The sequence below is a fragment of the Methylobacter sp. S3L5C genome, from assembly GCF_022788635.1.
GTDB lineage: Bacteria > Pseudomonadota > Gammaproteobacteria > Methylococcales > Methylomonadaceae > Methylobacter_C.
The window spans coordinates 4307696-4330631 of the sequence record NZ_CP076024.1; the positions used below are offsets into that span (position 1 = coordinate 4307696).

Consider the following 22936-nt stretch of genomic DNA (forward strand, 5'->3'; position numbering starts at 1 on the left):
TACCATTATGCAAGCAGATTTAACAACTGATCGTTTTTGCCATAAAGCGCACAATGAAGATATGGCTAAATTAGATAAAGACCCAGAGTTTGCCGAAAGATTTAGGCAATTAGTTATTGAAAAAGGTTGGAGCGATCTGAACAGGATCCAACTTGGAAAAAAAATAGGAACTAGCGGTACTTGCGCTACTTACTATATGAATGGTGATAGGCTCCCCTCTATTGAGCAGTCTAGGAATATATGCATGATATTTGGAGGCATTTGCGTAGAGTGGCTTTTAACTGGAAGAGGGTCTAAATATCCAAACCAAGAATCTAATCTACAAAACTACATCAACGTCACCGGCCTAACCGATGCTCAACGCGCAGCAGTAGCCCAAACAATTGATTTGTTCCTGAAAAGCAATCCTGAAAATAAAATAGAAAACGCCCCACCAACACCAGAAATTAAACCCTTGACAAGCCAGTCCCCAAATGCGGGGGGGGGGGGGGGGCTGATGACCTCTACGAGCAGCGGGGACAAGAGAAGCCACAACAACAGGCTCAAGACCGGCGGAACGTAGCAACTGATCGACGAATGGCGCGAAGCTGATTCCGTAAAGGTCGTTGGTTAAAGCGAGGGAAGTAATAAGTTATAAAGAGAGATAACAATGACAACGATAACGTTTGATACACATAAGTTTATACGCACACTGAAAGAAGCAGGTATCCCCGAGGGCCAAGCCGAAGCTTTTTCAGAGGCATTTAAAGAGGCGCAAGGGGAGGCAGACCTAGCCACTAAGCGAGACATAGATGATGTTCGCCATGATATGGTTCAACTTGAACAGCGCCTCATCATAAAACTTGGTAGCATGATGGTAGTCGCTATTGGCATTGTTGCTGTGCTGGTTAAGCTACTATAAATAAAAGGTTTCTATGATTTTTTTTGTAATAATTGGCCTGATCGTTCTTTTTTATATTATTTTTGGAAAAAATACAACTGGCATAAAAGCATCGAAGAGGGCGCAAACGTTTAATCCTACGATCCCCTCAGACTACAAAAAATACGTATCCAGTGAAGTTGCCGGACTTTATTTTAGAAAAACAGACGCACGATCATTTGCTAATAGTGATAACCAGTCCTTAGCATTTGAGCAAGATCCTAATAATCCTCATGACAAAAATGCCATTAAAATAATAGGCATTACACCTTCATCAAGATATTTTATTGGTTATATTCCCAAAGATATATCAAAACAAATCATAGAAACAGCGTCGTTAAATAACATTCGCCCACAACTAACCAGGATTTACCAGGGCGATGATGATTATATTGAAATTCATTTTAGTATAATCGGCTCAAAAATTAACAAAGAAATATTTGATGCTTTTATAGTTAATAAACCCGCCGATATAAAGCAAAAAGAATTTTTAAAGTTTTTTAAAATAGCCGTACCTAAAAACCTAACCAATGGCCAAGCGGCAAAAACAATCAAAGAGCACACTAAAAAATTAACAAAAGAAGATCCCGATCAGCTCCATGAATACCAGGGGTATAGTTATATTTTTGAGCAATTTGATGACACCGACTTTAGGGAAGGTCATGAAATTAAAAAAACAGGAAAAACTATTATTAACACAGCGTTGACCCAACTAAGACAAGAGGGTAAAACCTATGACTATCTTTCAAATAATCCTGAAGAAATAATCGCATTAATCTTGACTGCTCACCCAGAACTTATGCGCGTACGTTAATCCCACTAATACCTTCTGAAAAAATAAATCATTGGCGTACACTGCCACACATAAACCTGCTAATGCAGGTTTTTTATTGCCTGAAACTTAGCCCCATTAAACCCCTGCATTAATAAGAGTGATTCCCACTATTCCACCCATCCAGGGTGATTTATTTTTAAAAATGATAACAATCGGTTGTTGACAGTTAGTAACAATCTGTTATCATCATTACCACCAGCCCACCAAGCTACCTATTCAACTCCTGAAGCAACTACCCGGCTCAACCCCCGGGATTTTTTTCAGTAAAAACCAATTAACCGGAGTACGACATGAATCTCATCATGAAAGACCACAATAAAAAGCCCGGATCGTGCACCAAAAACGTTGATCTGCTATCTCAAGATGACCGCTATATCAAGAACGGCAAAAATGCTGCAATAGCATTAATTATAGCCCTGCTGGTATCTACTTTTTTTATGATAACCAATATGGCATATGCTGACAATGAACTACACAACCTCGTCAGCGCGGAATTAATCAGCTACATGAGCGATAACCCAAGCCAAAAAATAACGCTTTACGACGTTGAATAACGGGAGAAAACCATGACTCAACTCTACGCAAAGATAAAAAAAGCAGTCAATATTTTAACCAAAATTACACCGAAATCGTTAACGGTAAAACCATCATTCTACCGTTTGAAGTTGACATTCTTATCACCGCACCAGGGCTGTCAGGTCACTATCATGTCCAAGGTGGCAAAGGAGGTCAATATACGCTGAAAGATGTAAATCTGTATGTTATTCAAGGTGATAAAGAACTGAAAATTGCTTAACCCATCCAGTTGTCAAGGATTGCTTAACAACTGAAACTTACCAAAAGGAACCACCATTATGAGCTTACCTACACTTGAAGAAACGCTTGGCGAATTAGATGCCGGCATATTTACCGCCAAAGTCACCAGCGCCTTAAAACTGGTTTCCCTGGGCGTAATTGAAAACCGTAAAAAAGGTCAGGTCACTATTGCGCTTGATCTTGAACAAATCGGTGACAGCTCCAGCGTGCAGGTTAAATCGACGCTGAAGTACAACAAACCGACCAAAAACGGCAAGGCTACCGAAGAAAACACTACCAGCACACCCATGTACGTTGATGGCAATGGCTACCTAACCATCAGTCCGCAAACCCAAAATGATTTGTTTGCCGCTGATAAAAACAATAACGTTACCAAAATAGGACGATAAAATGGACGAAACTGCCGTACAAGAAATTTCAAGACTAACGCTGGCTGCCAACACACCGTTAGCGCAAGTATCGCATCATGCCATGGTGATCAGCAAAGGCAACAAGTTGGAAAGCCTGGAGCATCTTGAGTCTTCTCCCTACGCTTTTAAAGCGCTGTTTAAAACAGAGTTTCTTGCCGATTTTATTCAGTATATCTCAAAACATGCCGATGAAGAATCAACGCTGTTTATCAACCCAGACAACATGTCAGCAAAAGCTATTATTGATTTGGGGACTACCAGCAACCCCAAGTGGGGGCACCATACGGCGCTTGCTGCTCTGAAGAAAATCCCGGCTTACAAACAATTATTGGAAGTTAATGATTTTTTCTTTGCTCAACAAGCTTTTATCGATTTTGCTGAAGACCATAAAGACAACATTGCTTTTATCGATATTGGCGGCGGGTTACTTGGCCATGACACCACCATCAAGACGCTAAGAACACTTAAAGTGACAGCCAACCGCGAAGCCGATCAAACGGTAGGCAATTACGCGGCAACCCGGTCAGCACTTGAATCAATTGAAGTAACTGCCGGCAACCAACAATTACCGTACGGTTTTATTTTCACTACCATCCCCTATTCTGGATTTGAACCGGTTAAATTAACTGCTCAATTGCGCTCGATAAACGATGATAAATCCATCCGTTTAAAATTTAGAATCAAACAGTTGGAAGTAATCAAAGCCGCCATCGCCGAGGAATTTAAAGAAAAACTGTTTATTGAAATGGCTGATGAAAACATCACCATTTACATCGCAGAATTTAACTACCAATAACCACAACGGGGCGTGTAAAAACGCCCCACGGGTGACTGTCATTATGACTGAATTAATAACGCGTACCCAACTTGCAGCAGAGTTGAATATTGACCTAACAACACTCTGTGGAAGAATACTGGGCAAGCATGGTAACTGGGCTAACTTTCCAGCCCCGACAATGAAAATAGGACGTGTTGTTTATTACAACAAAACCGATGTTTTTGAATTCATCAAGACAAAAGAAAGCGAAGCGACGCAGACCAGGCTAACCAATAAAATTAGAGCCAATGAGCGGGCGGCAGTACGATCAAAAAATGTTGCTAAAAAATTAAAGGCTGAACGCAGGCTGGCAAAAATAATCAGCGCAGAGAAAGGAGCGGCTAGGTCGCCCCACAGATTAATTAGCCTGGATATGAAAAATAAAAATGACTCATTATCTGATCTAAAAAGAGCAAGAAGCAATCCGGTTATTGAATATTCCGGCATAGCCTTGTTGAGTATTAATTTCCACAACCGCGTAGCTGTTGCCAAGCGAGCTATTGTAATTAACGCATTGAAATGTTTAAACGAGAGATAGCTCATGGATGATGCTGACCGCGTGACCGAACGTGAACAATTTACCGAAAAAGAAAACCGGTACCGGAGTCATCGTGAAACTACTACTGCCACAGCAACAGGCGACTGTCTGTTTTGTAAAGAACCGGTTGAAGACGGCCGGCGTTGGTGTAACGCTAATTGCCGCGATGATTGGCAATCTGAAAACGAGGAGGATTGATGAGCGTAAGTGTAAAACAACAACTGTTAGATATCGGACTAAATGCGTTTGGTTTGGAGTTATTTCTAGAGTCATTTTTAAGAAGCAAAACGGCGGATGCTATTTATAAAAGAGGAGCGCCAACGACCTTTACTTTCCCCATAAACCGAAGTGAATACCCGCAATGGGAAGGCGTTCAAATTACGCTTATGCCGATAGCAAAAAAGAAGGATGCATCATGAACGGATCAGACAGGGGAAAATTGATTAAGGCAGGATTTCGTATCATGAGAGTCAGTCTTGATAGATATTCGATAACAGAGCTTAGCAAAACAGGTTCCTGGGTATTAGTTGATCGTTATACAACACAATCAAAAACAACAGAAGCTATCAGGGTTTTTCGTGAAGAAAGTAATGTTATTTTTGAGTCAGAATGATGCGAGGGAATAATGCCAGACACAGTATCCACTAAAACTGATCAGGAATTTGATATTTTATGACTGCCATACAAACCGAATTGAACGATGTCGATCTTAAAAATCTTCGGCATATGCTGGGTGCTTCTGCAAACCAAAAAAAAAGTGAATGGGGGTATCGAAACTATTTTGCTGCCGCGCAGGGAATACAGACCGAACAAATGGAAAAACTGCTGGCTTTAAATTTGGTTGAAAAGGGCCGTACTAAAATTGATCTTACCTTATATCGAGCTACTGAAGCAGGCTGTAAAGCAATTGGATTAGGGAAGGCAGCAATTTTAAGAGCAATGGAAAATTAGGGGGATTTATGAGTGAAGATAGACGGTTTTTAAAAATGGTCTTAAGTTGGTACCTGAATGGTAAAGACATGAATGATCTTGAGCTAATTACCAGTAATATTGCTAATTTTTTATTGAGAGAACCTAAACAGCCTCAGAGTTTATTAGATTGCTTTGAACTTCTTAATGAAGCCAACGGCAAAATAATCAGTAAGGCATTTGCACAAAAATTAATTTACATGGGGTATAAGGCAGCGGAAAGCCAACATAAAACGGATCTAACTCATGAGCCTATGGCAGCAGAGAAATTTGTAGCGATACAAATACCAATGGATATAAAAACCAAGCATACAACGATTAAGGCCGGGTGCAGAATTGGTACATTGATCGGAAGATATATGATGCTTTCAGGAGAAGTTAATAGGCTTCATGATGAAAAGTACGGAGATATGCAGAAACCATCTGGGCCTCATCCTTATCTTTGCAGTAAAGAATTAGGCGAGCAGTTATGAAAACAGCTGATGCACTTTTTCAACAGTACGGGAAAAAATTTGTTTCTGCTGAAATAGTTATTACAGAATTTTGGGGCTATCCTTGTGAAGCTTTTGGGGATATTACCAAGCTGATTGGTGGCAATAAATTAAACGGCTTAAAGCCGTTCAGAGCTGGTAAAAAATACATTGTTGATGTTGAGCAATTAGCAGGGGTTTTGGATAGTATTAAGTAAGATATTCTGTTGATAAGTTTCATCAGTACGCCCTGAGTACACCCGAACCCCTGTATATACTGGTTAATATGGGCTATCCGTCCAATCGAGCATGGGGGCAACACAGAATTTTCTGCTTGGCGATTTGTTATTACTCACAGTGTTATACATTTGATTTAGTTAACAGATTCGATGGTGATACAGGCTTTCTAAAGTATTTGATGGCGTAACCAGCAGTTAAAATAAAGGTATTAGTTTGTTAAGATTTAGACAATCTGCTACATACTGAGATAATGTCTGTTCGCCAAGCTTATTAAGCCTGCTTAAGCTATGTAGGGCTTAAATTTTCAACTGCTTTTTAACCAGCTCCATATTATCGGTAATTTGCTGATCTGTATAAGGAACGGCGGCAAACTTGCCCCATATTGGCGCTGGCCAGGCAATATCTGTCTGATAGCGAACAACATGATGAATATGCAACTGCGGAACCATATTACCTATTGCGGCAATATTCATTTTATCGGCACCATAAAGTATTGCCAGATTTTCTGCAAGCGTACTTGATTCTTCAATCAGCATGTTTTGCTCCGCTTTGCCAAGCTGATAAACTTCTTTTATACCGGCTTTTTCCGGCACCAGGATAAACCAGGGATACTGGCTATCATTCATCATTAATAATTGGCATAACTCAAAGCGGCCAATAGCGATGCAGTCTTGCTTCAAGCGAGGATGTAACTCAAATAGTGTCGTCATGTTATTGTCTAAAAGTAAAAGCAAAGCTTGAAAGCCTCTTATTAATCAGTGTACTTTACATCTGCTTTCAATCATAAGCACCATAACAATAATAACCAAGGGGGATTTGTATGTCTGCACATATCATTACTGCTCAAGATTTACCTGATGAGCGTAAATTAACCGTCTCATTCAGGTTATTGCTCGGGCTGTATGCAATTATCCCACTGTGCCTGATCCTGCAAATGGCTGATGGCTGGTTTTGGCACGGATTTTTAAGAGAAAATTTACCCAGCAAACCTAGCCATTTTTTATTGTTCCAAATTCTGTTCGGCACCCCCCATATTCTGGCCAGCACTATTGTATTAGTCAGCAACGCTGACTATCTACGATTTTATAAGCGCAATCTAATCGCAGTAACCACTGCAATTGCGATTATCTTTGGCGTAGGTAGTTTATTTATTCCTTATCAGGTTTTTTATGTACTGGTTGCCGCCTGGACCGTATATCATGTACTTAAACAACAACATGGCGTAGCGCGTGGTGTTTGTCGCTTGCCCGCATGGGCATTTTATCTGTTATTATGGCTAAGCGTGGGCGCAGGGCTTTTTGTTTACATCGGTATTTTTCTTAAAAACAGCCTGGATGCACAGCAAACAGAATGGCTTAAACAAATTGCCGGTTTATTATGTACAGCACTGGTGTTAAGTGCCCTTTATTGTCAACGCCATGTCACGACAGTATTTGGCAAGTGGTTTTTATGGTCCAATATCTTGCTGGTATTAAGTAGTTTTTATCTTTATCTTCAACAGTATTATTTACTGGCAATTTTGGTGCCCCGATTGGTGCATGATTCAACAGCCTATATTTTTTATGTAACGCATGATTACAATAAGCATCACCAGCATCCACAGAATTTTCTTTATCGCTACGCCGCACGTTGCAATGTGCATATATTTATTGTGCTGCCCGTCTGTTCATTAGTGCTGGCATTTTTTTTGCAGGCTTATGGCGACAACATCGTTAGCGTATTAACAGAATTCTTTTTTGGTGTCGAAATTCGCAAAGCCGTTACTTTGGGATTACTGGGTTATCTGGCTTTAATGCACTACTACACGGAAGCTATATCCTGGAAAGGTGATTCACCTTATAGGCAGTTTATTGCCTTTTCAAAGTAAATAAAAAAGCAGCCCTTAAACCAGATCACCGGACTAATGGTTTAAAATTTGGTTTTAAGTGGCCACCTACTCGTATCTATATCCCCCGGTTGCTACATCAACTGATGATTCTAAAAAATCCGGCCGGATAGTATACCAAACATATTATCCGCGATTTTTTTCAAAAAAATCTCAACATGGAACAATTCATGCTTGCACTATTACATACAGCTTACTAAATCAAAGCTATTATTATAAATAAGCCAAACCAACCATCGGGCAATAGGAAAAAAACTATGACCATTCGCGTCGCCATTCGTCACAAAACAATATACAACTTCGATAGACCGGTATCCTTGTCGCCGCATGTGTTTCGATTACGTCCTGCAGTTCATTGCCGAACCCCTATCAAAGCTTATACCTTGCGTATTGAGCCCAAAAATCATTTTATTAATTGGCAACAAGATCCTTTTGGCAACATTGTTGCTCGCGTGGTATTTCCTGACAAATGCCAACAACTTACTGTTGAGGTTGAAGTTGTTGCCGATATGACCGTGATAAATCCCTTTGATTTTTTTGTTGAAGATTATGCCGAAAACTACCCATTTATTTACGACGCACTAACACTTAAAGAACTGCAACCCTATCTGGAAACCACTGAAAACGGCCCGTTATTAATACAATGGGTAAAAGATTTCGATGTTAGTAAGCGCTCCATCAATGATTTTTTGGTCGATATTAATCGCACTGTTTTTGAAGCGCTTAGCTATAACATTCGTATGGAAGTCGGCATCCAAAGCAGTGAAGAAACGCTGGCCATGCGCAGTGGCTCATGTCGGGATTCCGCGTGGTTATTGGTGCAGATACTTCGTCATCTGGGACTGGCTGCCCGTTTCGTATCTGGCTATCTGGTGCAACTAACCTCTGATATAAAATCGCTGGACGGGCCGTCAGGTCCTGAACATGATTTCACCGATTTACATGCGTGGACGGAAGTTTTTATACCCGGTGCCGGCTGGATAGGACTGGATCCTACATCGGGTTTATTGACAGGTGAGGGTCATATTCCACTGGCATGTACCCCCGACCCTGTCAGCGCTGCACCGGTAACCGGCGGCACTGACAAATGTGAAGTGGAATTTGAATTTAGTAATACGGTAGATCGCTTGCATGAAGACCCTCGGGTGACCAAACCTTATACCGAGGAACAGTGGTATCACATAGATGCGCTGGGACAAGCCGTTGATAAACAGTTAATGAAAGACGATGTTCGTCTGACCATGGGCGGTGAACCTACCTTTGTTTCAGTCGATGATATGGAAGGCGACGAATGGAATACGCACGCTGATGGTGCAAACAAGCGTGAACGCGCACAACAATTGACCATTCGTCTACGTGATGTCTTTGCAAAGGGGTCAATGTTACATTATGGCCAAGGTAAGTGGTATCCGGGCGAGCCTTTACCTCGCTGGCAATATGGCATTTTCTGGCGTAAAGATGAAACAGCGATTTGGCGCAATCCGGCTCTGCTTGCCGATATAAACAAAGATTATGGCCATACAGTCAAACATGCGCAAAAATTTATTCACCAACTTTGTCAACGCTTGGGAGTTCAGTCCCGCTATATCGCCACTGCTTTTGAAGACAGCTTTTATTACCTCTGGCAGGAAGGCACTCTGCCCGAAAACCTTGACCCGTCAAAAATTAACTTAAAAGACTCTATTGAACGCAAAACCTTAACCAAAATTCTGGATGCCGGTCTGGATGAACCGGTAGGTTTTACTTTGCCGATTAAATGGAATTGGTCTGAACAGTGTTGGAAAAGCGGGCCTTGGGATTTCAGGCGCGGTGCCATGTTTCTGATCCCGGGTAATTCCCCCATGGGTATGCGTTTACCATTAGAAAGCTTGCCCTGGGTTGCCCCTGAAAAACGCGATTCGCAAGAGCCCCAAAGTCTGTTTGGCGACTTACCGGAATTGGGCGATTATTATGGTGAGGTGACGCGCCGTTACAGTCGTATCGAAGCCAAGAAAAAAGAACATCCGGAGATTATTGAACAAGAACCCGGTGATGATGTAACCATAGAAGTTGAAGTACCGCATACCGCGCTATGTGTCGAGGCTCGTGAAGGCCGATTGTATATTTTTATGCCACCGCTAACGTTACTGGAACATTATCTGGAACTGGTCGCCGCCATTGAAGCGACTGCTGCCACCCTGGAGATGCCTATAGTACTGGAAGGTTATGAGCCACCGCGTGATTATCGTATCGAACGCTTAATGGTGACACCGGATCCCGGTGTTATTGAGGTGAATATTCATCCGTCCAAAACCTGGTCGGAATTAGTGGAAAAGACCACCATTATTTATGAACAGGCGCACCTGACCAGACTGGGTACTGAAAAATTTATGCAGGATGGTCGTCATACCGGAACTGGCGGTGGCAACCACATTACCATGGGTGCGGAAATGCCGACCGACAGCCCACTTTTGCGTCGTCCTGATTTATTACGCAGCCTGATTACTTACTGGCAACATCACCCCGGTTTGTCGTATTTATTTTCAGGTATGTTTATCGGCCCTACCAGTCAAGCCCCGCGTGTTGATGAAGGTCGGGATGAAAAACTCTATGAGCTGGAAATTGCTTTTCAGCAAATACCTGAAGGTGAAGTCCCGGAGCCCTGGTTGGTTGATCGCTTGCTGCGTCATTTACTTACTGACATCACCGGCAACACGCATCGTTCCGAGTTTTGTATTGATAAGCTATATTCACCTGACAGTTCAACAGGAAGATTGGGCATTCTCGAACTGCGTTCTTTTGAAATGCCTCCCCATGCCCAAATGTCACTGGTACAAATCGTGTTGCTGAGATCATTAATTGCCTGGTTTTGGCGCGAACCTTATAAACACGACTTGGTGCGCTGGGGAACTGAATTGCACGACCAATTCATGTTGCCGCATTATGTTCGCGAAGATATGAAACAAGTCACAAAAGACTTACAAAGAGCAGGTTTTGGTTTTGATATGGAATGGCTGGAGCCGTTTTTCGAATTCCGCTTTCCACGCTATGGCAATACCCGGATTGACGGCATTGACATGGAGTTGCGTTTTGCCATTGAGCCTTGGCATGTACTGGGCGAAGAAGTCAGTAGCACCGGCACCGCGCGTTATGTAGATTCATCGGTTGAGCGCATCCAGGTATCGGTCACCGGCTATACTGAAGGGCGCTATGTCGTTACTTGTAACGGCCGACGTTTGCCCATGCGCAACACCGGTCGCAAAGGTGAGTTTGTTGCCGGTGTCCGTTATCGGGCATGGCAACCACCTTCAGCCTTGCATCCTACAATAGCGCCACATGTGCCCTTGGTATTTGATGTCATTGATACCTGGAATGGCCGCTCAGTCGGTGGTTGTAAATATTATGTCGCGCATCCCGGTGGTCGCAGTTATGATGATTTTCCGGTTAACGATTATGCAGCAGAAACCAGACGCATGACACGCTTCTGGGACTATGGGCATACCCCGGGAGTTATTATCAGACCACCGATTGCGACCACTCGGGTAGCCGCTTCAGATAAACCATTATTGGCAAAATTCAGCATTACTGATGCAGCACCAAGAGCCATGGCACCACCCGAGGAAGAGTTGAGCACAGATTATCCTTTTACACTGGATTTACGCCATCGTAACCGGTAATTTTTACTCGCCAAGGTGAGTTTTGCAAATTGGGATACGACCCCATCCATGGGAGCATATCCCAACCAGTGGACTACTTTAATTAATACGACTGTTGAAACGTATTTTGCCCACCGAAACGAAAAATAGTGGACAATAATGACGGAACTTTTCATCCGTAATGGCTTGGTCAGTATCAAACAACCAGATAACGACACCTTACTATAGAGATAGATTTATATGAGCGATAAATTAAAACTACTAACTCCGGCAACCTTGATACTGGAAGATAAAAGTTATTCATTACCAACCTACATCGGTGTTGAAGGTGAAAAAGCCATTGATATTACCAAATTACGTGGCCAAACCGGTTATGTGACACTGGATGACGGTTACGGTAACACCGGTGCCTGTGAAAGTGCCATCACTTACATTGATGGTGAAAAAGGTATACTTCGTTATCGTGGTTACCCGATAGAAGAATTGGCTGAACATTCGCGATTTGTCGAAGTTGCTTATCTGTTGCTCTATGGTGAATTGCCAAGCAGTGATCAATTACTGACCTTTTCAACCCGTCTTAATGAGTCGTCTATTATTCATGAAGATATGCATCATTTTTTCAACGGCTTCCCACGCGGATCTCATCCCATGGGAATTCTTACCACAATGGTTGCCTCATTATCCACTTTTTATCCGGTGCCTGATGAGCTGGATGAAGCCACAGAAATACAAATTGTCGCCAACCTGGTTTCTCAGGTACGCACCATCGCTGCATTTTCTTATAAAAAATCAATCGGTGAACCCCTGGTTTATCCTTCCATCAAGTACAAATACGCCAGTAACTTTATGAACATGATGTTCTCGTCACCAGTACGTGATTATCAACTGGATCCTGACATTGTTCGCGCCATTGATATGCTGTTGATACTGCATGCAGATCATGAGCAAAATTGCAGTACTTCGTCAGTACGTACCGCAGGCTCCAGCATGGCTAATGTGTATGCCGTCATTACTGCGGGTATTGCTGCGCTATGGGGCCCACGCCATGGCGGAGCCAATCAGGAAGTGATTAAAATGCTGGAGCAAATCCATGCAGAAGGGGGTGATGGAACCGAATTTATTAATCAGGCAAAAGACAAAAATTCATCCAGTCGACTAATGGGCTTTGGTCATCGTGTTTATAAAAACTTTGATCCCCGCGCCCAAGTATTAAAACAGCATTGTGACAAGTTACTTAACAAACCGGGTATCAATGATCCACTACTGGATATTGCCCGACGCATTGAAGAAATTGCCCTGAAAGATGACTATTTCATTTCCCGTAATTTATATCCCAATGTAGATTTTTACTCAGGTCTAATACTACGCGCAGCAGGTATACCTACCAATATGTTTACTGTTTTATTTGCTATTGGCCGTATGCCCGGATGGTTGGCACATTGGCGTGAAATGATCCATGGTGAAAAAGTCACTATTTATCGTCCCCGTCAAATATATACCGGCGAGACATTACGTCATTATCAGGATATTAAGCAAAGATAAAGATCTTAACCGTATTGTTGTATGGAACCTTAAATTAATTAAGCCCATAAGGCGAGCCGTGTAAGCCTCAGATTTCAAGGGACATACGGCAGGCCTTACAGAAAATTAATGTCATTTAAACAACGAAGTCATCTATACCTATACTCCGTACGGTCATGTTTACGGAGTTAATGATAGAGTTATTTTATTCGAGAGCAAGGTGCAAAAACAGGTGTATAGCTGGCTATGTAACTGTTTTTGCAACGCGGCTATCGGATAAAACGGCCGATCAGAAAACCTAAAATATGACCGTGCGGAGTATATACAACTATTTACTTATCAGCTTCCTAAGAAATTGTCAGGCCGACCATGAATAAACATAAGGAATAATCCGTGCGTAACGATAACAACCCTGCCAATGATATTGGCACGCAATATTACGCGACGCAACTTGGCATTTACGATGAAATGTATGCCACTGAAAATAAAGCGCTACCTTACTGGGAGCGCTTTATGGGCGCACTTGAAGCTATGGGCAGTGAAAAGATTGAGCTACGCCGTAGAGAAGCCCAACGGTTGCTGCGTGAAAATGGCGTCACCTACAATGTTTATGGTGACTCACAAAATTTAACCAGGCCATGGCGGCTTGATCCTGTTCCCTTACTGATTAGCAGTGAGGAATGGTCGGTTATTGAAACAGGACTTAAGCAACGTGCGGCGCTGCTTGACCTGATTCTAAAAGATATTTACGGCAAACAAAACCTGCTAAAAAAAGGCTTGCTGCCCGCTGAACTGGTTTTAGGTCATGAAGGCTTTTTACATCCGTGTGTCGGGGCATTACAAAATCAGCAACGACATCTGACTATTTATTCAGCCAACCTTGCCCGTGGCCCCAATGGTCGTATGTGGGTATTGGATGACCGCACTCAGGCACCTTCCGGTTCAGGCTATGCACTGGAAAACCGCACCGTAATGACACGCGTTCTGCCGGATATTTTTCGTGAGACGCAAGTCCATCGCTTATCCGTTTTTTTTAAAGCCTTACGTAAAGGACTTGCTGATATTGCGCCGCACAACAAAGAAGATCCGCGCATAGTTATACTAACCCCCGGCCCACTCAATGAAACCTATTTTGAGCATGCCTATCTGGCCTCTTATCTTGGTTATACCCTTGTTCAGGGCGGTGACCTAACGGTGCGCGATGGTCGTGTATGGCTTAAATCATTGACCGGTCTGCAAGCTGTCGATGTTATTTTACGCCGAGTTGATGACTCCTTCTGCGATCCACTGGAATTGCGCAGCAGTTCACAACTGGGCGTGGCAGGACTACTAGAAGTTGTGCGTCGTGGTAATGTCGCCATTGCCAATCCTTTAGGCAGCAGTATCCTTGAAAATCCTGGTTTACTGGCATTTTTACCGAGATTATCCCGGCATTTTTTAAATGAAGAGCTCAAACTGTCCTCGGTTGCAACCTGGTGGTGCGGACAGCGTCGCGAACGCGACTTTGTCCTGCAAAATCTTGATAACCTGGTCATTAAGCCTATCAATCGTAGTATGGGTAATCATGCCGTTTTTGGTGGTGAATTAAGTAGCAAAGAAAAAGAACAACTGCGTAGCCAAATTTTGGCCAAACCGCATTTATTTATAGGTCAGGAACAAGTCAGTTTCTCTACACTACCGGCATTTATCGACCATCGTATCGAACCACGTAACGCCGTCATACGCAGTTTTGTGGTCGCCAGCGGCGATGATTATGTAGTGATGCCCGGTGGACTTACCCGTATCGCCCGCCAAAAAGATAATTTTATCGTTTCAAATCAGGCTGGCGGCATTAGTAAAGACACATGGGTATTAGCCTCTGAACCTGACAAGCCGATAAGTTTATGGACGCAACCCAAGCGTAATCAACTGATTGATGCAGCCACCGAACCGCTAACCAGTCGCGCCGCAGACAACCTGTTTTGGGTAGGCCGACATCTTGAACGCACTGAAGCAGTAACACGACTTTTGCGAACCATATTACTAAAATTAAGGGAATCTTTGGAGTTTAAGGACTCCATTGACACTGAATGCCTTAACGTATTGTTGCGCACCTTGACTCAGGTTACCGGCACTTATCCCGGCTTTGTAAAAGGCGATACACAGCTATTGAAAACACCTGAAGCCGAATTATTATCACTGGCTAAAGATGGTCATCGCAAAGGTTCGTTGACGGCAAATATTCAAGCCTTTTTTCAATCAGCCTTCAGTATTCGTGACTTTTGGTCACAAGATACCTGGCGTAGCGTAGACAATATCCAACGTCGATGGCAACAGCGTGTCATCAATAATGAACTCAATATCGAACAGTTACAAAATAATCTGGATGATTTAATTACCGGCATCGTCGCCTTTACCGGCTTAACCAATGAGAGCATGACCCGTGAAGCCGCATGGCTAATGCTTGACAGTGGTCGCAGACTGGAGCGTGCCTTGGCGCTGATTGCCTTACTTCGCTCAACATTGGCACTACAACACGAGGATGCCTTACAAAATCAGGTGCTTGAGGCGGTTCTGGTTTCAACTGACAGTTTAACTATTTATCAGCGCCGCTACCGCTCCTTTATCCAGCTACCGATGGTACTGGAATTATTATTACTGGATGAAACCCATCCACGCTCGGTTGCCTACCAACTGCATCAGTTATGTGTCCACGTGGAAGCATTGCCGCGCTGCAAAGGCAATAGTCATCTCAGTAAAGAAGAGCGGTTAATTTTAAAAGCTTACACAGACCTGCGCCTGTGTAATGTACTTGAATTAACCCAAACTACCGAAAATAAAGCTATTTATATTGATTTTGAAAAGTTACTGGCAAATACGACTGATTTGTTATGGAAATTTGCAGAAGTTATTGCCGATGCTTATTTCAGCCATTCGCAGACTTCGGAGCTGATGATACTCAATACCCCTGAGGATGAACTGTGAAATACCGAATTACTCACAGCACCTTGTATCACTATAGTCAGTCAGTCGGATTATGCCAGAATGAAGTCAAATTACAGCCACGTAATTTCTGGCGTCAGCATTGTCACAACAGCCGTTTTGACATTAAGCCGACACCAATGGATTTTCGCGAGCGAACTGATTTTTTCGGCAATCGCGTGACTTATTTCGCTATCCAGCAGCCTCATTCGCAACTGATCGTTACCGCAATCAGTGAAGTAACCATATTTCCCAGAGAAAACAATCTGGATTTATTTAATCAGTTAACCTGGGAGCAAGTGTGCAGCCTGTTACAAGGAACGCCGCTGCAAATACCATCACAAAGTGAGCAAAGTCCAAGTCAAACTCAAAGCCAGGTACAAATTCAGGATAATAATCTTGAAATACTGGACGCACGGCAATACGTTATTGACTCGCCAATGGTGACCATTATTCCTGAGCTTGCTGACTATGCGCGCAGCTCGTTCCTCCCCAACCGGGCGTTGGTGGATGTTGTGCATGATTTAATGGGGCGCATATACAAAGACTTTACCTACGACCCAACCTTTACCACTATCGCGACACCCTTATCTGAGGTACTCAATTTTCGTCGAGGTGTCTGTCAGGATTTTGCGCATTTGGCTATTGGTTGTTTGCGTGCCTATGGCATCGCTGCGCGTTACATCAGTGGTTATGTTGAAACGCTTCCTGAACCCGGCAAGCAGCGTTTGACAGGTGCTGATGCTTCCCATGCGTGGTTTTCTGTCTATATTCCCGGTACTGGTTGGCTGGATTTTGATCCTACCAATAATACCATTCCGCTGGATCAACATATCACACTGGCCTGGGGCCGTGATTATGCCGATGTAACACCGCTTAAAGGCATTGCTTTTGGTGGCGGGCAACATACATTGTCGGTATCAGTGGACGTGTTAAGGCTGGAATAACCGAGAAACAAGCAATCATAAACTTAAAAAATCACACCACGAAGAATCACGAAGAAAAGATCAAGCCCTGGTCTACGATACTGGTAGGGAGTCGAAGTTGCAAACTACAAACAAAAGGTTTGAAGACTTTAATCACTTTTAAAACGTGAGCAACGTGGTTACAAAACGCGTCATAGTTCAACACGAAAAAAGATCAAGGTAAAAACTTCGTGCCCTTCGTGTCTTCGTGGTGATAATTTTTTAGATTTTTTACACCTAACTAACTTTTAACTTAAAGGCATGACTATGAGTACCATTCATTTTATCGGCGGCGAAAAAGGCGGCGTCGGAAAATCCGTTGTTGCCCGTCTACTGGCACAATACATGATTGATAAAGATATTCCCTTTATCGGTTTTGATACCGATAGATCACATGGCTCGTTACTACGCTTTTACACTGACTATGCATCACCGACTGTTATCGATGATTACCAAAGCCTGGATGCTATTATAGAAACCGCTTCGGCAGAACCTGAGCAGCATATTTTAGTTGATCTTGCTGCACAAACCCATCATCCATTAGGTAAATGGATAGAAGAATCGGGGGTACTGGAATTGTCAGAGGATTTAGGGATCTCGATTTATTATTGGAATGTAATGGACTCAGGTAAAGACTGTGTGGATTTACTGAACAAATTACTCACTCAATATGGCACGCGTCTTAACTATATTTTGGTGCAAAACCAGCTTCGTGATGAACACTTTAACATTCTGGAGTTTTCGGGCGTTAAAGAACGTGCCTTGGCTTTTGATGCCAAAGTTATTACCCTAAAGCGCCTGCATGCACCGGTAATGACCAAGATTGATAGTAACAGCTACAGCTTTTGGGCCGCAAAAAACAAAGATACCGAAAGCCTCAACGCCTTGGGTTTACTTGAAAGACAACGAGTTAAAATCTGGCTAAATCATGCTTATAAAGAAATTGAATCGCTGGGTATTTAAGGTCTTTCATTGCCACAATCAGTTGATAGGCTTAGCCAACCGGATAATACCGAAAAACTGTTTAATTTAGGGTAATCATGAGTCATTTTCGCAGGGTTTATCGATATGAAATTAAGGGTTAGTTGTAATCTTGACTTCCAGATAGTTGAGGCGAGTGTTTTGATTTTAATGCTGCGTCCTTTTAGAGGCTTACAGCAATGGATAAACCATGAGGCCTACACCATAGAACCTGCCATACCAATAATAGAATGCACTGACAACTTTGGCAACTCATGTCAGCATCTGTCAGCACCTGTTGGAGACTTTTTGATCCATACCTCGTCTGAGGTCATGGTAAATGATAATAGTGATATTGCGCCCGGCGCTTATTTTGTTGAAATACAGTATCTTCCCAACGAAGTACTTACCTTTCTGTTACCCAGTCGTTATTGTGAATCCGACCGGTTTGGCGATCTTGCCAGAGACATAATTTGTGACGCCCAGCCAGGTTACGATCAAGTCAGTAAAATTAATGCCTGGGTTCGGGAGTCTATCCAGTATTTACCCGGCTCCAGTGAATTTCCACTATCCGCTGTTGAAGTACATTATCGTGGTTATGGTGTATGCCGCGACCTTGCGCAACTTGCCATAGCGCTCTGTCGCAGTATCAGCATACCGGCGCGACTGGTCGTGGGTTACCTGTATAATTTGCAGCCCATGGATTTACATGCCTGGTTTGAGGCCTACATTGGCAATCAATGGTACACCTTCGACCCAACACAATTTGACTCCAGGGGCGGCAGAGTAATCATTGCTTTTGGGCGCGATGCCGCAGATGTTTCCATATTTCATCAATTTGGCGCAGGCTGTTTATTGAACAACATGGACGTTCGGGTCGATTTACTGGATAATTCATCGATTACAACTTTATAACAACGGCTAAATCTTCATGACTTATTGTATTGCAGCTTCTATAGACGAAGGACTTATTCTTGTTTCTGACTCAAGAACCAATGCCGGTATTGATAATGTCAGCACGCATGGCAAAATGCACGCATTTGATACGCTAAGCGACCGTAAAATTATTTTACTCTGTGCTGGCAACCTGGCGACAACTCAGGCCGTTTTAGAACAATTACATCGTGACAAAATAAAAAATGCCAAAATCAATTTTAATAATGTAGAGAGCCTGTTTGAGGCAGCCGAATATTTGGGCCAGGTTAGCGTTGAAAAACAGAAGCAATATGTCAGTGCACCTGGGCAATCAGCATTTAACCCCTCCGCCAGCTTTATTTTAGCAGGTCAAATTGGCACTGATACCCATGGGGCTTACATGGTTTATGCAGAGGGTAATAGTATAACCAGCTCAGCCAACACACCTTTTCTACAAATAGGCGAAAGTAAATACGGTAAACCCATACTGGATCGATTTCTTAAATTGGGCACCTCAATAGACGAAGCTGCACGTTGCTGCCTGGTGTCTATGGACTCTACCATACGCAGTAATGCCAGCGTCGGCGCACCTGTAGAAATGTTGATTTACCGTAAAAACAGCTTTAGTCTGGAGGAATATTATTGTTTTGACGATGATGATGATTATATGTTGCAGCTTAGACGTAGCTGGGAAACCAAACTACGTGAAGCGATTGCATCACTGCCCTGTCTAGATAAAAAATTGAATAAAAACATGCATGTCGCTCTATAACATCATTGGCTTGATACCAATAAGTGGCTGGTGGCTTAAAACCAGCCATGATCTGTTTTAAAAAACCACAAGCACTTTAGAGAATTAACGATGGGCAAAGCCAGCCGAAAAAAACAGTTACAAAGACAACAAAAACCGTTTGAAAGCGTTAAATTATCGGCAGCTCTGATAGAATTATGTGCAGAATTTGAGCCCGAAAATCTGTCAACCAAGGAATTTGAGAACCTTATTGCTCTGGCAGCAGTCGCATGGAATATTGGGGTATTACCCAAAGAAGAACGTATCGATAAGCTTACTGCATTTATAGATGAAATGCCCGCCATGCGGCAAGAATTGGAAAATGAATTGAGCCCTATAGTCAGTGATTACCCAAAAGATGGTCACCTTTCACCGGCAAAAACAACACTTCACTTTCTGGGTTCGCTGATTCAGCGCAAAGACGAACTATTTCCAAACGACAAGCGGCTTATCGTCAATTTTAATGTCAAAGACAGCCTAAAAGGCCCGCACCTTACCGTGTCATCGGCCCCAATAAAGACTAAAAAATAACACTAAGCCAGCCTGTTTATTTTTTATTAAAAGGTCAATTTAGGGTTATTGACCAAAAGCATGGCTATCGCCTTTCAGAAATTAAACTTTCACACCAAATGCTTGCGTTGCTTAAGCCACATCGTTCCCTGTAGGCATTGCTGTTTTCACCCTGAAAACCAAGGCACGTAAGGCACGGCCCTAAGTTCTTAACTAATTCAGGGCCCTGCCTCTCGCGACTTTACTCCTCGGTAGCCGTCAAAAACCAGTTATCGGCAATTTGAGAATGTAATTCTCCCAATTTGTTTTGTAAACCATCAAGAATACTACGTAGTTGATCTTCTGTGGTTTGCCGGGTATCAATGCCTTGCACATAGGCATCCAGCTCAACAAGTTTCAAAAGCAACGGTATATTATTAGGTAACTTACTGATACAAAGTGATATTTCTGCTATGCAGCAACCTACAGATCTGGGCAAATCTGTATCCAGCAACAGAAAATTAAGAACATCATCGCCTTTAACCCTGCTGCGTATTTGTTGACGGTACATCAATAGAGCACTCAGAGCTTTTAAAACATTCATCCATAAAATAGTCTCGTATTGGCGCATTTCATCACTGCGCGATTCCGATAGTAGCAAGGAAGCCAAATCCAGAATGCGACTGGTCATATCGGCACGCTCAATATTTCTACCTAAAATAATAAACCGATAAGGGTGATTATGGCTCATATAGCCCGACAACAGACCCGTAAATCGCTGACAACCTTTCAGTATCTCATTAAGAAATAATACTCGTTGACGCCTGTTAACAACCGTTTCCAGATTATTTTTTGCAAACAAATACATTTCGTTGACTTGCTCCCAAGCCTCATCCGGCAACAGCTCGCGCGAGGTACGAATGTTCTCCCTCGCCGCACTTAATGACGAAAATAAAGAACCTGTATGACTGGCATCAGCCAACAGAAATCGGGTGATATTACGTTCATTGGCGACATTATTTTTTTCGTAGAATTCTTGTTCCGAGGCACTGATAAGGATCAGTTGTCGCCAACCCATTTCAACACCCTTAGGTAAGTCCATTAATAAATTCATGTGGACGCTAACCAGTCTGGCAATGTTTTCGGTACGTTCCAGATAACGTGCTAGCCAATACAGGCGTTCTGCCGAGCGTGATAACATTAGTTTTCCTCCATATTAATAACCCAAGTATCTTTACTGCCACCACCTTGCGAGGAGTTAACTATCAAGGAACCTTTTTTCAAGGCAACCCGGGTTAACCCGCCGGCTGTTACATAAGTGTTTTCGCCTTGTAAAATAAAGGGACGCAAATCAATATGACGCGGCTCCAACTTACCCTTGCACAATGTTGGTGCGGTTGAAATAGCTAAAGTGGGCTGTGCAATATAGTTGCGCGGATCTTTTTGAATAATTTCCCGAAAATGTGCGACTTCTTTTGCCGTGGCGTGAGGCCCCACCAACATACCATAACCACCCGACTCATTGGCCGGCTTTACTACCAGCTCAGCTAGATGTTCAAGTACATAAGCAAGATCTTCTTTATTACTGCATAAATAAGTCGGTACATTCGGCAGTATCGGCTCTTCATTCAAATAAAAACGTATCATTTCCGGTACATAAGCATAAACGACTTTATCATCGGCAACACCGGCACCCGGTGCATTAGCCAGCGCAACATTACCCGCTTTCCAGGCACGCATCAAGCCTCGAACACCCAGTGTTGAATCTTTGCGGAACACTTCAGGATCAAGAAAATCATCATCTATACGGCGGTAAATAACGTCAACTTTTTCCAGTCCTTGGATAGTGCGCATGTAGACACAATCATCATCATTAACTACCAAGTCGCTACCTTCAACCAATTTCGCGCCTATTTGCTGGGCTAAATAGGCATGTTCAAAATAAGCTGAATTGTAAATGCCAGGGGTCAATACCACACATGTAACTTGTCCATTTTGGTGCGGGGCAATAGACAAGAGCATGTCATGTAAATGGGTGGGGTAATCATCAATGGGTAAAATATGAATATCCTGTAACAGCTCTGGAAACACCCGCTTGGTGATAACCCTATTTTCCATCATGTAGGAAACCCCGGATGGCACCCTTAAATTATCTTCCAACACATACATGATACCATCTTTGTCGCGCACCAAATCAGAGCCACAAATATTGGCCCACACATTATGCCTGGGCTTAACACCGATGCATTCCTTACGAAAATTCTTGGAACTATTAATAATTTCACCAGGCATTTTTCCAGCCTTGATAAAGGCTTGCTCGCCATAAACATCACTGATAAAACAGTTTAAAGCAGTTAACCGTTGTTTTAAGCCTTTTTCTATAATTAGCCATTCTTTACCATCAATAATGCGTGGAATAATATCGAAAGGCCATGCACGATCTATATTACCTTCATCACTGTAAACCGTGAAACTGATACCCATTTCCATAATGGCCAATTCAGCAGCTATTTTCCGTTTATCAATATCCTCTTTTTTAAGCGAATTTAAATATTGACATAACTTATGACTCACTGCGCGCGATTGAAACTCCGAGAACATAAGTTCATCGTAAGCGCTTTCAGTTTTATAGTTTTTCCAGATTGATTTCATAATGCGTCACTATTAATGTTTGGTTTTATAAAAATGAAGCATGAATAGTGCCAAATTTTAAATATACCGGTTATACAATGGTTTTTTATGTTGCCAATAATAAAATTTTATTCTGCATTGATAGTAAAAACCAACACAACGTCATTGAT

At 42.6% G+C, this 22936-nt stretch carries 26 protein-coding genes; 23 read left to right on the top strand and 3 right to left on the bottom strand.

Features of this window, described 5'->3' with window-relative positions:
• The first annotated feature begins 7 nt into the window (after window positions 1-7).
• The 14 genes from KKZ03_RS19555 to KKZ03_RS19620 all read left to right on the top strand — a co-directional run bounded on the left by KKZ03_RS19555 (window position 8) and on the right by KKZ03_RS19620 (window position 5992).
• On the top strand, window positions 8-562 hold the full coding sequence (locus KKZ03_RS19555; RefSeq protein WP_243218424.1) for a helix-turn-helix domain-containing protein: 555 nt from the start codon (window positions 8-10) through the stop codon (window positions 560-562).
• Between the two features lie 87 nt (window positions 563-649).
• Window positions 650-901 carry a CCDC90 family protein gene (locus tag KKZ03_RS19560; RefSeq protein WP_243218425.1) on the top strand — a complete coding sequence of 84 codons (252 nt, stop codon included), beginning with the start codon at window positions 650-652 and terminating at the stop codon, window positions 899-901.
• A 13-nt stretch (window positions 902-914) separates the two neighbouring features.
• Entirely contained in the window at window positions 915-1733 is an 819-nt protein-coding gene (locus KKZ03_RS19565; RefSeq protein ID WP_243218426.1) for an HIRAN domain-containing protein, read from the top strand.
• Window positions 1734-2044: 311 nt separating this feature from the next.
• Window positions 2045-2308, top strand: coding sequence for a hypothetical protein (locus tag KKZ03_RS19570; RefSeq protein ID WP_243218427.1), 264 nt, complete (start codon window positions 2045-2047; stop codon window positions 2306-2308).
• Between the two features lie 12 nt (window positions 2309-2320).
• Window positions 2321-2497, top strand: a complete 177-nt coding sequence (locus tag KKZ03_RS19575) for a hypothetical protein (protein WP_243218428.1) — start codon at window positions 2321-2323, stop codon at window positions 2495-2497.
• A 111-nt stretch (window positions 2498-2608) separates the two neighbouring features.
• Window positions 2609-2959, top strand: a complete 351-nt coding sequence (locus KKZ03_RS19580; protein ID WP_243218429.1) for a hypothetical protein — start codon at window positions 2609-2611, stop codon at window positions 2957-2959.
• Window position 2960: 1 nt separating this feature from the next.
• Window positions 2961-3776: a DUF2303 family protein gene (locus tag KKZ03_RS19585; RefSeq protein ID WP_243218430.1), complete on the top strand. Its 816-nt coding sequence runs from the start codon at window positions 2961-2963 to the stop codon at window positions 3774-3776.
• A gap of 43 nt (window positions 3777-3819) precedes the next feature.
• Complete coding sequence (locus KKZ03_RS19590; protein ID WP_243218431.1) at window positions 3820-4335, top strand: hypothetical protein; 516 nt, start codon at window positions 3820-3822, stop codon at window positions 4333-4335.
• A gap of 3 nt (window positions 4336-4338) precedes the next feature.
• Window positions 4339-4533 (top strand): hypothetical protein, encoded by a 195-nt coding sequence (locus KKZ03_RS19595; protein WP_243218432.1) that lies wholly within the window; start codon window positions 4339-4341, stop codon window positions 4531-4533.
• The gene (locus tag KKZ03_RS19600) at window positions 4533-4754 is read left to right on the top strand and encodes a hypothetical protein (RefSeq protein ID WP_243218433.1); all 222 of its coding nucleotides are present in this window, start codon (window positions 4533-4535) and stop codon (window positions 4752-4754) included. Before KKZ03_RS19595 ends, KKZ03_RS19600 begins: the two co-directional genes overlap by 1 nt.
• Window positions 4751-4948 (top strand): hypothetical protein, encoded by a 198-nt coding sequence (locus tag KKZ03_RS19605; protein WP_243218434.1) that lies wholly within the window; start codon window positions 4751-4753, stop codon window positions 4946-4948. The genes KKZ03_RS19600 and KKZ03_RS19605 overlap by 4 nt, the downstream gene beginning before the upstream one ends.
• Before the next feature lie 59 nt (window positions 4949-5007).
• Window positions 5008-5286, top strand: coding sequence for a hypothetical protein (locus KKZ03_RS19610; RefSeq protein ID WP_243218435.1), 279 nt, complete (start codon window positions 5008-5010; stop codon window positions 5284-5286).
• 8 nt (window positions 5287-5294) lie between these two features.
• Window positions 5295-5777, top strand: coding sequence for a hypothetical protein (locus KKZ03_RS19615; protein WP_243218436.1), 483 nt, complete (start codon window positions 5295-5297; stop codon window positions 5775-5777).
• Window positions 5774-5992, top strand: a complete 219-nt coding sequence (locus tag KKZ03_RS19620; protein ID WP_243218437.1) for a hypothetical protein — start codon at window positions 5774-5776, stop codon at window positions 5990-5992. The genes KKZ03_RS19615 and KKZ03_RS19620 overlap by 4 nt, the downstream gene beginning before the upstream one ends.
• Before the next feature lie 318 nt (window positions 5993-6310).
• On the opposite strand, the gene KKZ03_RS19625 is transcribed toward KKZ03_RS19620, so the two are convergent.
• The gene (locus KKZ03_RS19625) at window positions 6311-6724 is read right to left on the bottom strand and encodes an HIT domain-containing protein (protein ID WP_243218438.1); all 414 of its coding nucleotides are present in this window, start codon (window positions 6722-6724) and stop codon (window positions 6311-6313) included.
• Window positions 6725-6834: 110 nt separating this feature from the next.
• On the opposite strand from KKZ03_RS19625, the gene KKZ03_RS19630 reads away from it, so the two are divergent.
• From KKZ03_RS19630 to KKZ03_RS19670, 9 genes are all read left to right on the top strand, one after another.
• The gene (locus tag KKZ03_RS19630; protein WP_243218439.1) at window positions 6835-7881 is read left to right on the top strand and encodes a hypothetical protein; all 1047 of its coding nucleotides are present in this window, start codon (window positions 6835-6837) and stop codon (window positions 7879-7881) included.
• A gap of 275 nt (window positions 7882-8156) precedes the next feature.
• The gene (locus KKZ03_RS19635) at window positions 8157-11555 is read left to right on the top strand and encodes a DUF2126 domain-containing protein (RefSeq protein WP_243218440.1); all 3399 of its coding nucleotides are present in this window, start codon (window positions 8157-8159) and stop codon (window positions 11553-11555) included.
• Between the two features lie 219 nt (window positions 11556-11774).
• Entirely contained in the window at window positions 11775-13076 is a 1302-nt protein-coding gene (locus KKZ03_RS19640) for a citrate synthase (protein WP_243218441.1), read from the top strand.
• Between the two features lie 372 nt (window positions 13077-13448).
• Complete coding sequence (locus tag KKZ03_RS19645; RefSeq protein WP_243218442.1) at window positions 13449-16019, top strand: circularly permuted type 2 ATP-grasp protein; 2571 nt, start codon at window positions 13449-13451, stop codon at window positions 16017-16019.
• Window positions 16016-16963, top strand: a complete 948-nt coding sequence (locus KKZ03_RS19650) for a transglutaminase family protein (protein ID WP_243218443.1) — start codon at window positions 16016-16018, stop codon at window positions 16961-16963. The genes KKZ03_RS19645 and KKZ03_RS19650 overlap by 4 nt, the downstream gene beginning before the upstream one ends.
• 285 nt (window positions 16964-17248) lie before the next feature.
• On the top strand, window positions 17249-17944 hold the full coding sequence (locus KKZ03_RS19655) for a mobilization protein (RefSeq protein WP_243218444.1): 696 nt from the start codon (window positions 17249-17251) through the stop codon (window positions 17942-17944).
• A gap of 105 nt (window positions 17945-18049) precedes the next feature.
• A complete protein-coding gene (locus tag KKZ03_RS19660; RefSeq protein WP_243218445.1) occupies window positions 18050-18856 on the top strand; it encodes a transglutaminase family protein in 807 nt (268 codons plus the stop codon).
• 16 nt (window positions 18857-18872) lie between these two features.
• Entirely contained in the window at window positions 18873-19628 is a 756-nt protein-coding gene (locus KKZ03_RS19665) for a peptidase (RefSeq protein WP_243218446.1), read from the top strand.
• A 90-nt stretch (window positions 19629-19718) separates the two neighbouring features.
• Window positions 19719-20177, top strand: coding sequence for a hypothetical protein (locus KKZ03_RS19670; protein WP_243218447.1), 459 nt, complete (start codon window positions 19719-19721; stop codon window positions 20175-20177).
• A gap of 220 nt (window positions 20178-20397) precedes the next feature.
• Here KKZ03_RS19670 and KKZ03_RS19675 read toward each other — a convergent pair whose 3' ends face one another.
• Window positions 20398-21336, bottom strand: coding sequence for an alpha-E domain-containing protein (locus KKZ03_RS19675; protein ID WP_243218448.1), 939 nt, complete (start codon window positions 21334-21336; stop codon window positions 20398-20400).
• Entirely contained in the window at window positions 21336-22787 is a 1452-nt protein-coding gene (locus KKZ03_RS19680; protein ID WP_243218449.1) for a circularly permuted type 2 ATP-grasp protein, read from the bottom strand. The genes KKZ03_RS19675 and KKZ03_RS19680 overlap by 1 nt, the downstream gene beginning before the upstream one ends.
• Window positions 22788-22936: the final 149 nt, after the last annotated feature.

Excerpts from the sequence above, each read along its gene's own strand:
- KKZ03_RS19655 (WP_243218444.1), top strand. The coding sequence starts at position 17,249 with ATGAGTACCATTCATTTTATCGGCGGCGAAAAAGGCGGCGTCGGAAAA.
- KKZ03_RS19625 (WP_243218438.1), bottom strand. The coding sequence starts at position 6,724 with ATGACGACACTATTTGAGTTACATCCTCGCTTGAAGCAAGACTGCATC.
- KKZ03_RS19570 (WP_243218427.1), top strand. The coding sequence starts at position 2,045 with ATGAATCTCATCATGAAAGACCACAATAAAAAGCCCGGATCGTGCACC.
- KKZ03_RS19630 (WP_243218439.1), top strand. The coding sequence starts at position 6,835 with ATGTCTGCACATATCATTACTGCTCAAGATTTACCTGATGAGCGTAAA.
- KKZ03_RS19615 (WP_243218436.1), top strand. The coding sequence starts at position 5,295 with ATGAGTGAAGATAGACGGTTTTTAAAAATGGTCTTAAGTTGGTACCTG.
- KKZ03_RS19595 (WP_243218432.1), top strand. The coding sequence starts at position 4,339 with ATGGATGATGCTGACCGCGTGACCGAACGTGAACAATTTACCGAAAAA.
- KKZ03_RS19585 (WP_243218430.1), top strand. The coding sequence starts at position 2,961 with ATGGACGAAACTGCCGTACAAGAAATTTCAAGACTAACGCTGGCTGCC.
- KKZ03_RS19670 (WP_243218447.1), top strand. The coding sequence starts at position 19,719 with ATGGGCAAAGCCAGCCGAAAAAAACAGTTACAAAGACAACAAAAACCG.
- KKZ03_RS19660 (WP_243218445.1), top strand. The coding sequence starts at position 18,050 with ATGAAATTAAGGGTTAGTTGTAATCTTGACTTCCAGATAGTTGAGGCG.
- KKZ03_RS19590 (WP_243218431.1), top strand. The coding sequence starts at position 3,820 with ATGACTGAATTAATAACGCGTACCCAACTTGCAGCAGAGTTGAATATT.
- KKZ03_RS19610 (WP_243218435.1), top strand. The coding sequence starts at position 5,008 with ATGACTGCCATACAAACCGAATTGAACGATGTCGATCTTAAAAATCTT.
- KKZ03_RS19575 (WP_243218428.1), top strand. The coding sequence starts at position 2,321 with ATGACTCAACTCTACGCAAAGATAAAAAAAGCAGTCAATATTTTAACC.
- KKZ03_RS19620 (WP_243218437.1), top strand. The coding sequence starts at position 5,774 with ATGAAAACAGCTGATGCACTTTTTCAACAGTACGGGAAAAAATTTGTT.
- KKZ03_RS19665 (WP_243218446.1), top strand. The coding sequence starts at position 18,873 with ATGACTTATTGTATTGCAGCTTCTATAGACGAAGGACTTATTCTTGTT.
- KKZ03_RS19605 (WP_243218434.1), top strand. The coding sequence starts at position 4,751 with ATGAACGGATCAGACAGGGGAAAATTGATTAAGGCAGGATTTCGTATC.
- KKZ03_RS19600 (WP_243218433.1), top strand. The coding sequence starts at position 4,533 with ATGAGCGTAAGTGTAAAACAACAACTGTTAGATATCGGACTAAATGCG.
- KKZ03_RS19640 (WP_243218441.1), top strand. The coding sequence starts at position 11,775 with ATGAGCGATAAATTAAAACTACTAACTCCGGCAACCTTGATACTGGAA.
- KKZ03_RS19565 (WP_243218426.1), top strand. The coding sequence starts at position 915 with ATGATTTTTTTTGTAATAATTGGCCTGATCGTTCTTTTTTATATTATT.
- KKZ03_RS19555 (WP_243218424.1), top strand. The coding sequence starts at position 8 with ATGCAAGCAGATTTAACAACTGATCGTTTTTGCCATAAAGCGCACAAT.
- KKZ03_RS19580 (WP_243218429.1), top strand. The coding sequence starts at position 2,609 with ATGAGCTTACCTACACTTGAAGAAACGCTTGGCGAATTAGATGCCGGC.
- KKZ03_RS19675 (WP_243218448.1), bottom strand. The coding sequence starts at position 21,336 with ATGTTATCACGCTCGGCAGAACGCCTGTATTGGCTAGCACGTTATCTG.
- KKZ03_RS19635 (WP_243218440.1), top strand. The coding sequence starts at position 8,157 with ATGACCATTCGCGTCGCCATTCGTCACAAAACAATATACAACTTCGAT.
- KKZ03_RS19680 (WP_243218449.1), bottom strand. The coding sequence starts at position 22,787 with ATGAAATCAATCTGGAAAAACTATAAAACTGAAAGCGCTTACGATGAA.
- KKZ03_RS19560 (WP_243218425.1), top strand. The coding sequence starts at position 650 with ATGACAACGATAACGTTTGATACACATAAGTTTATACGCACACTGAAA.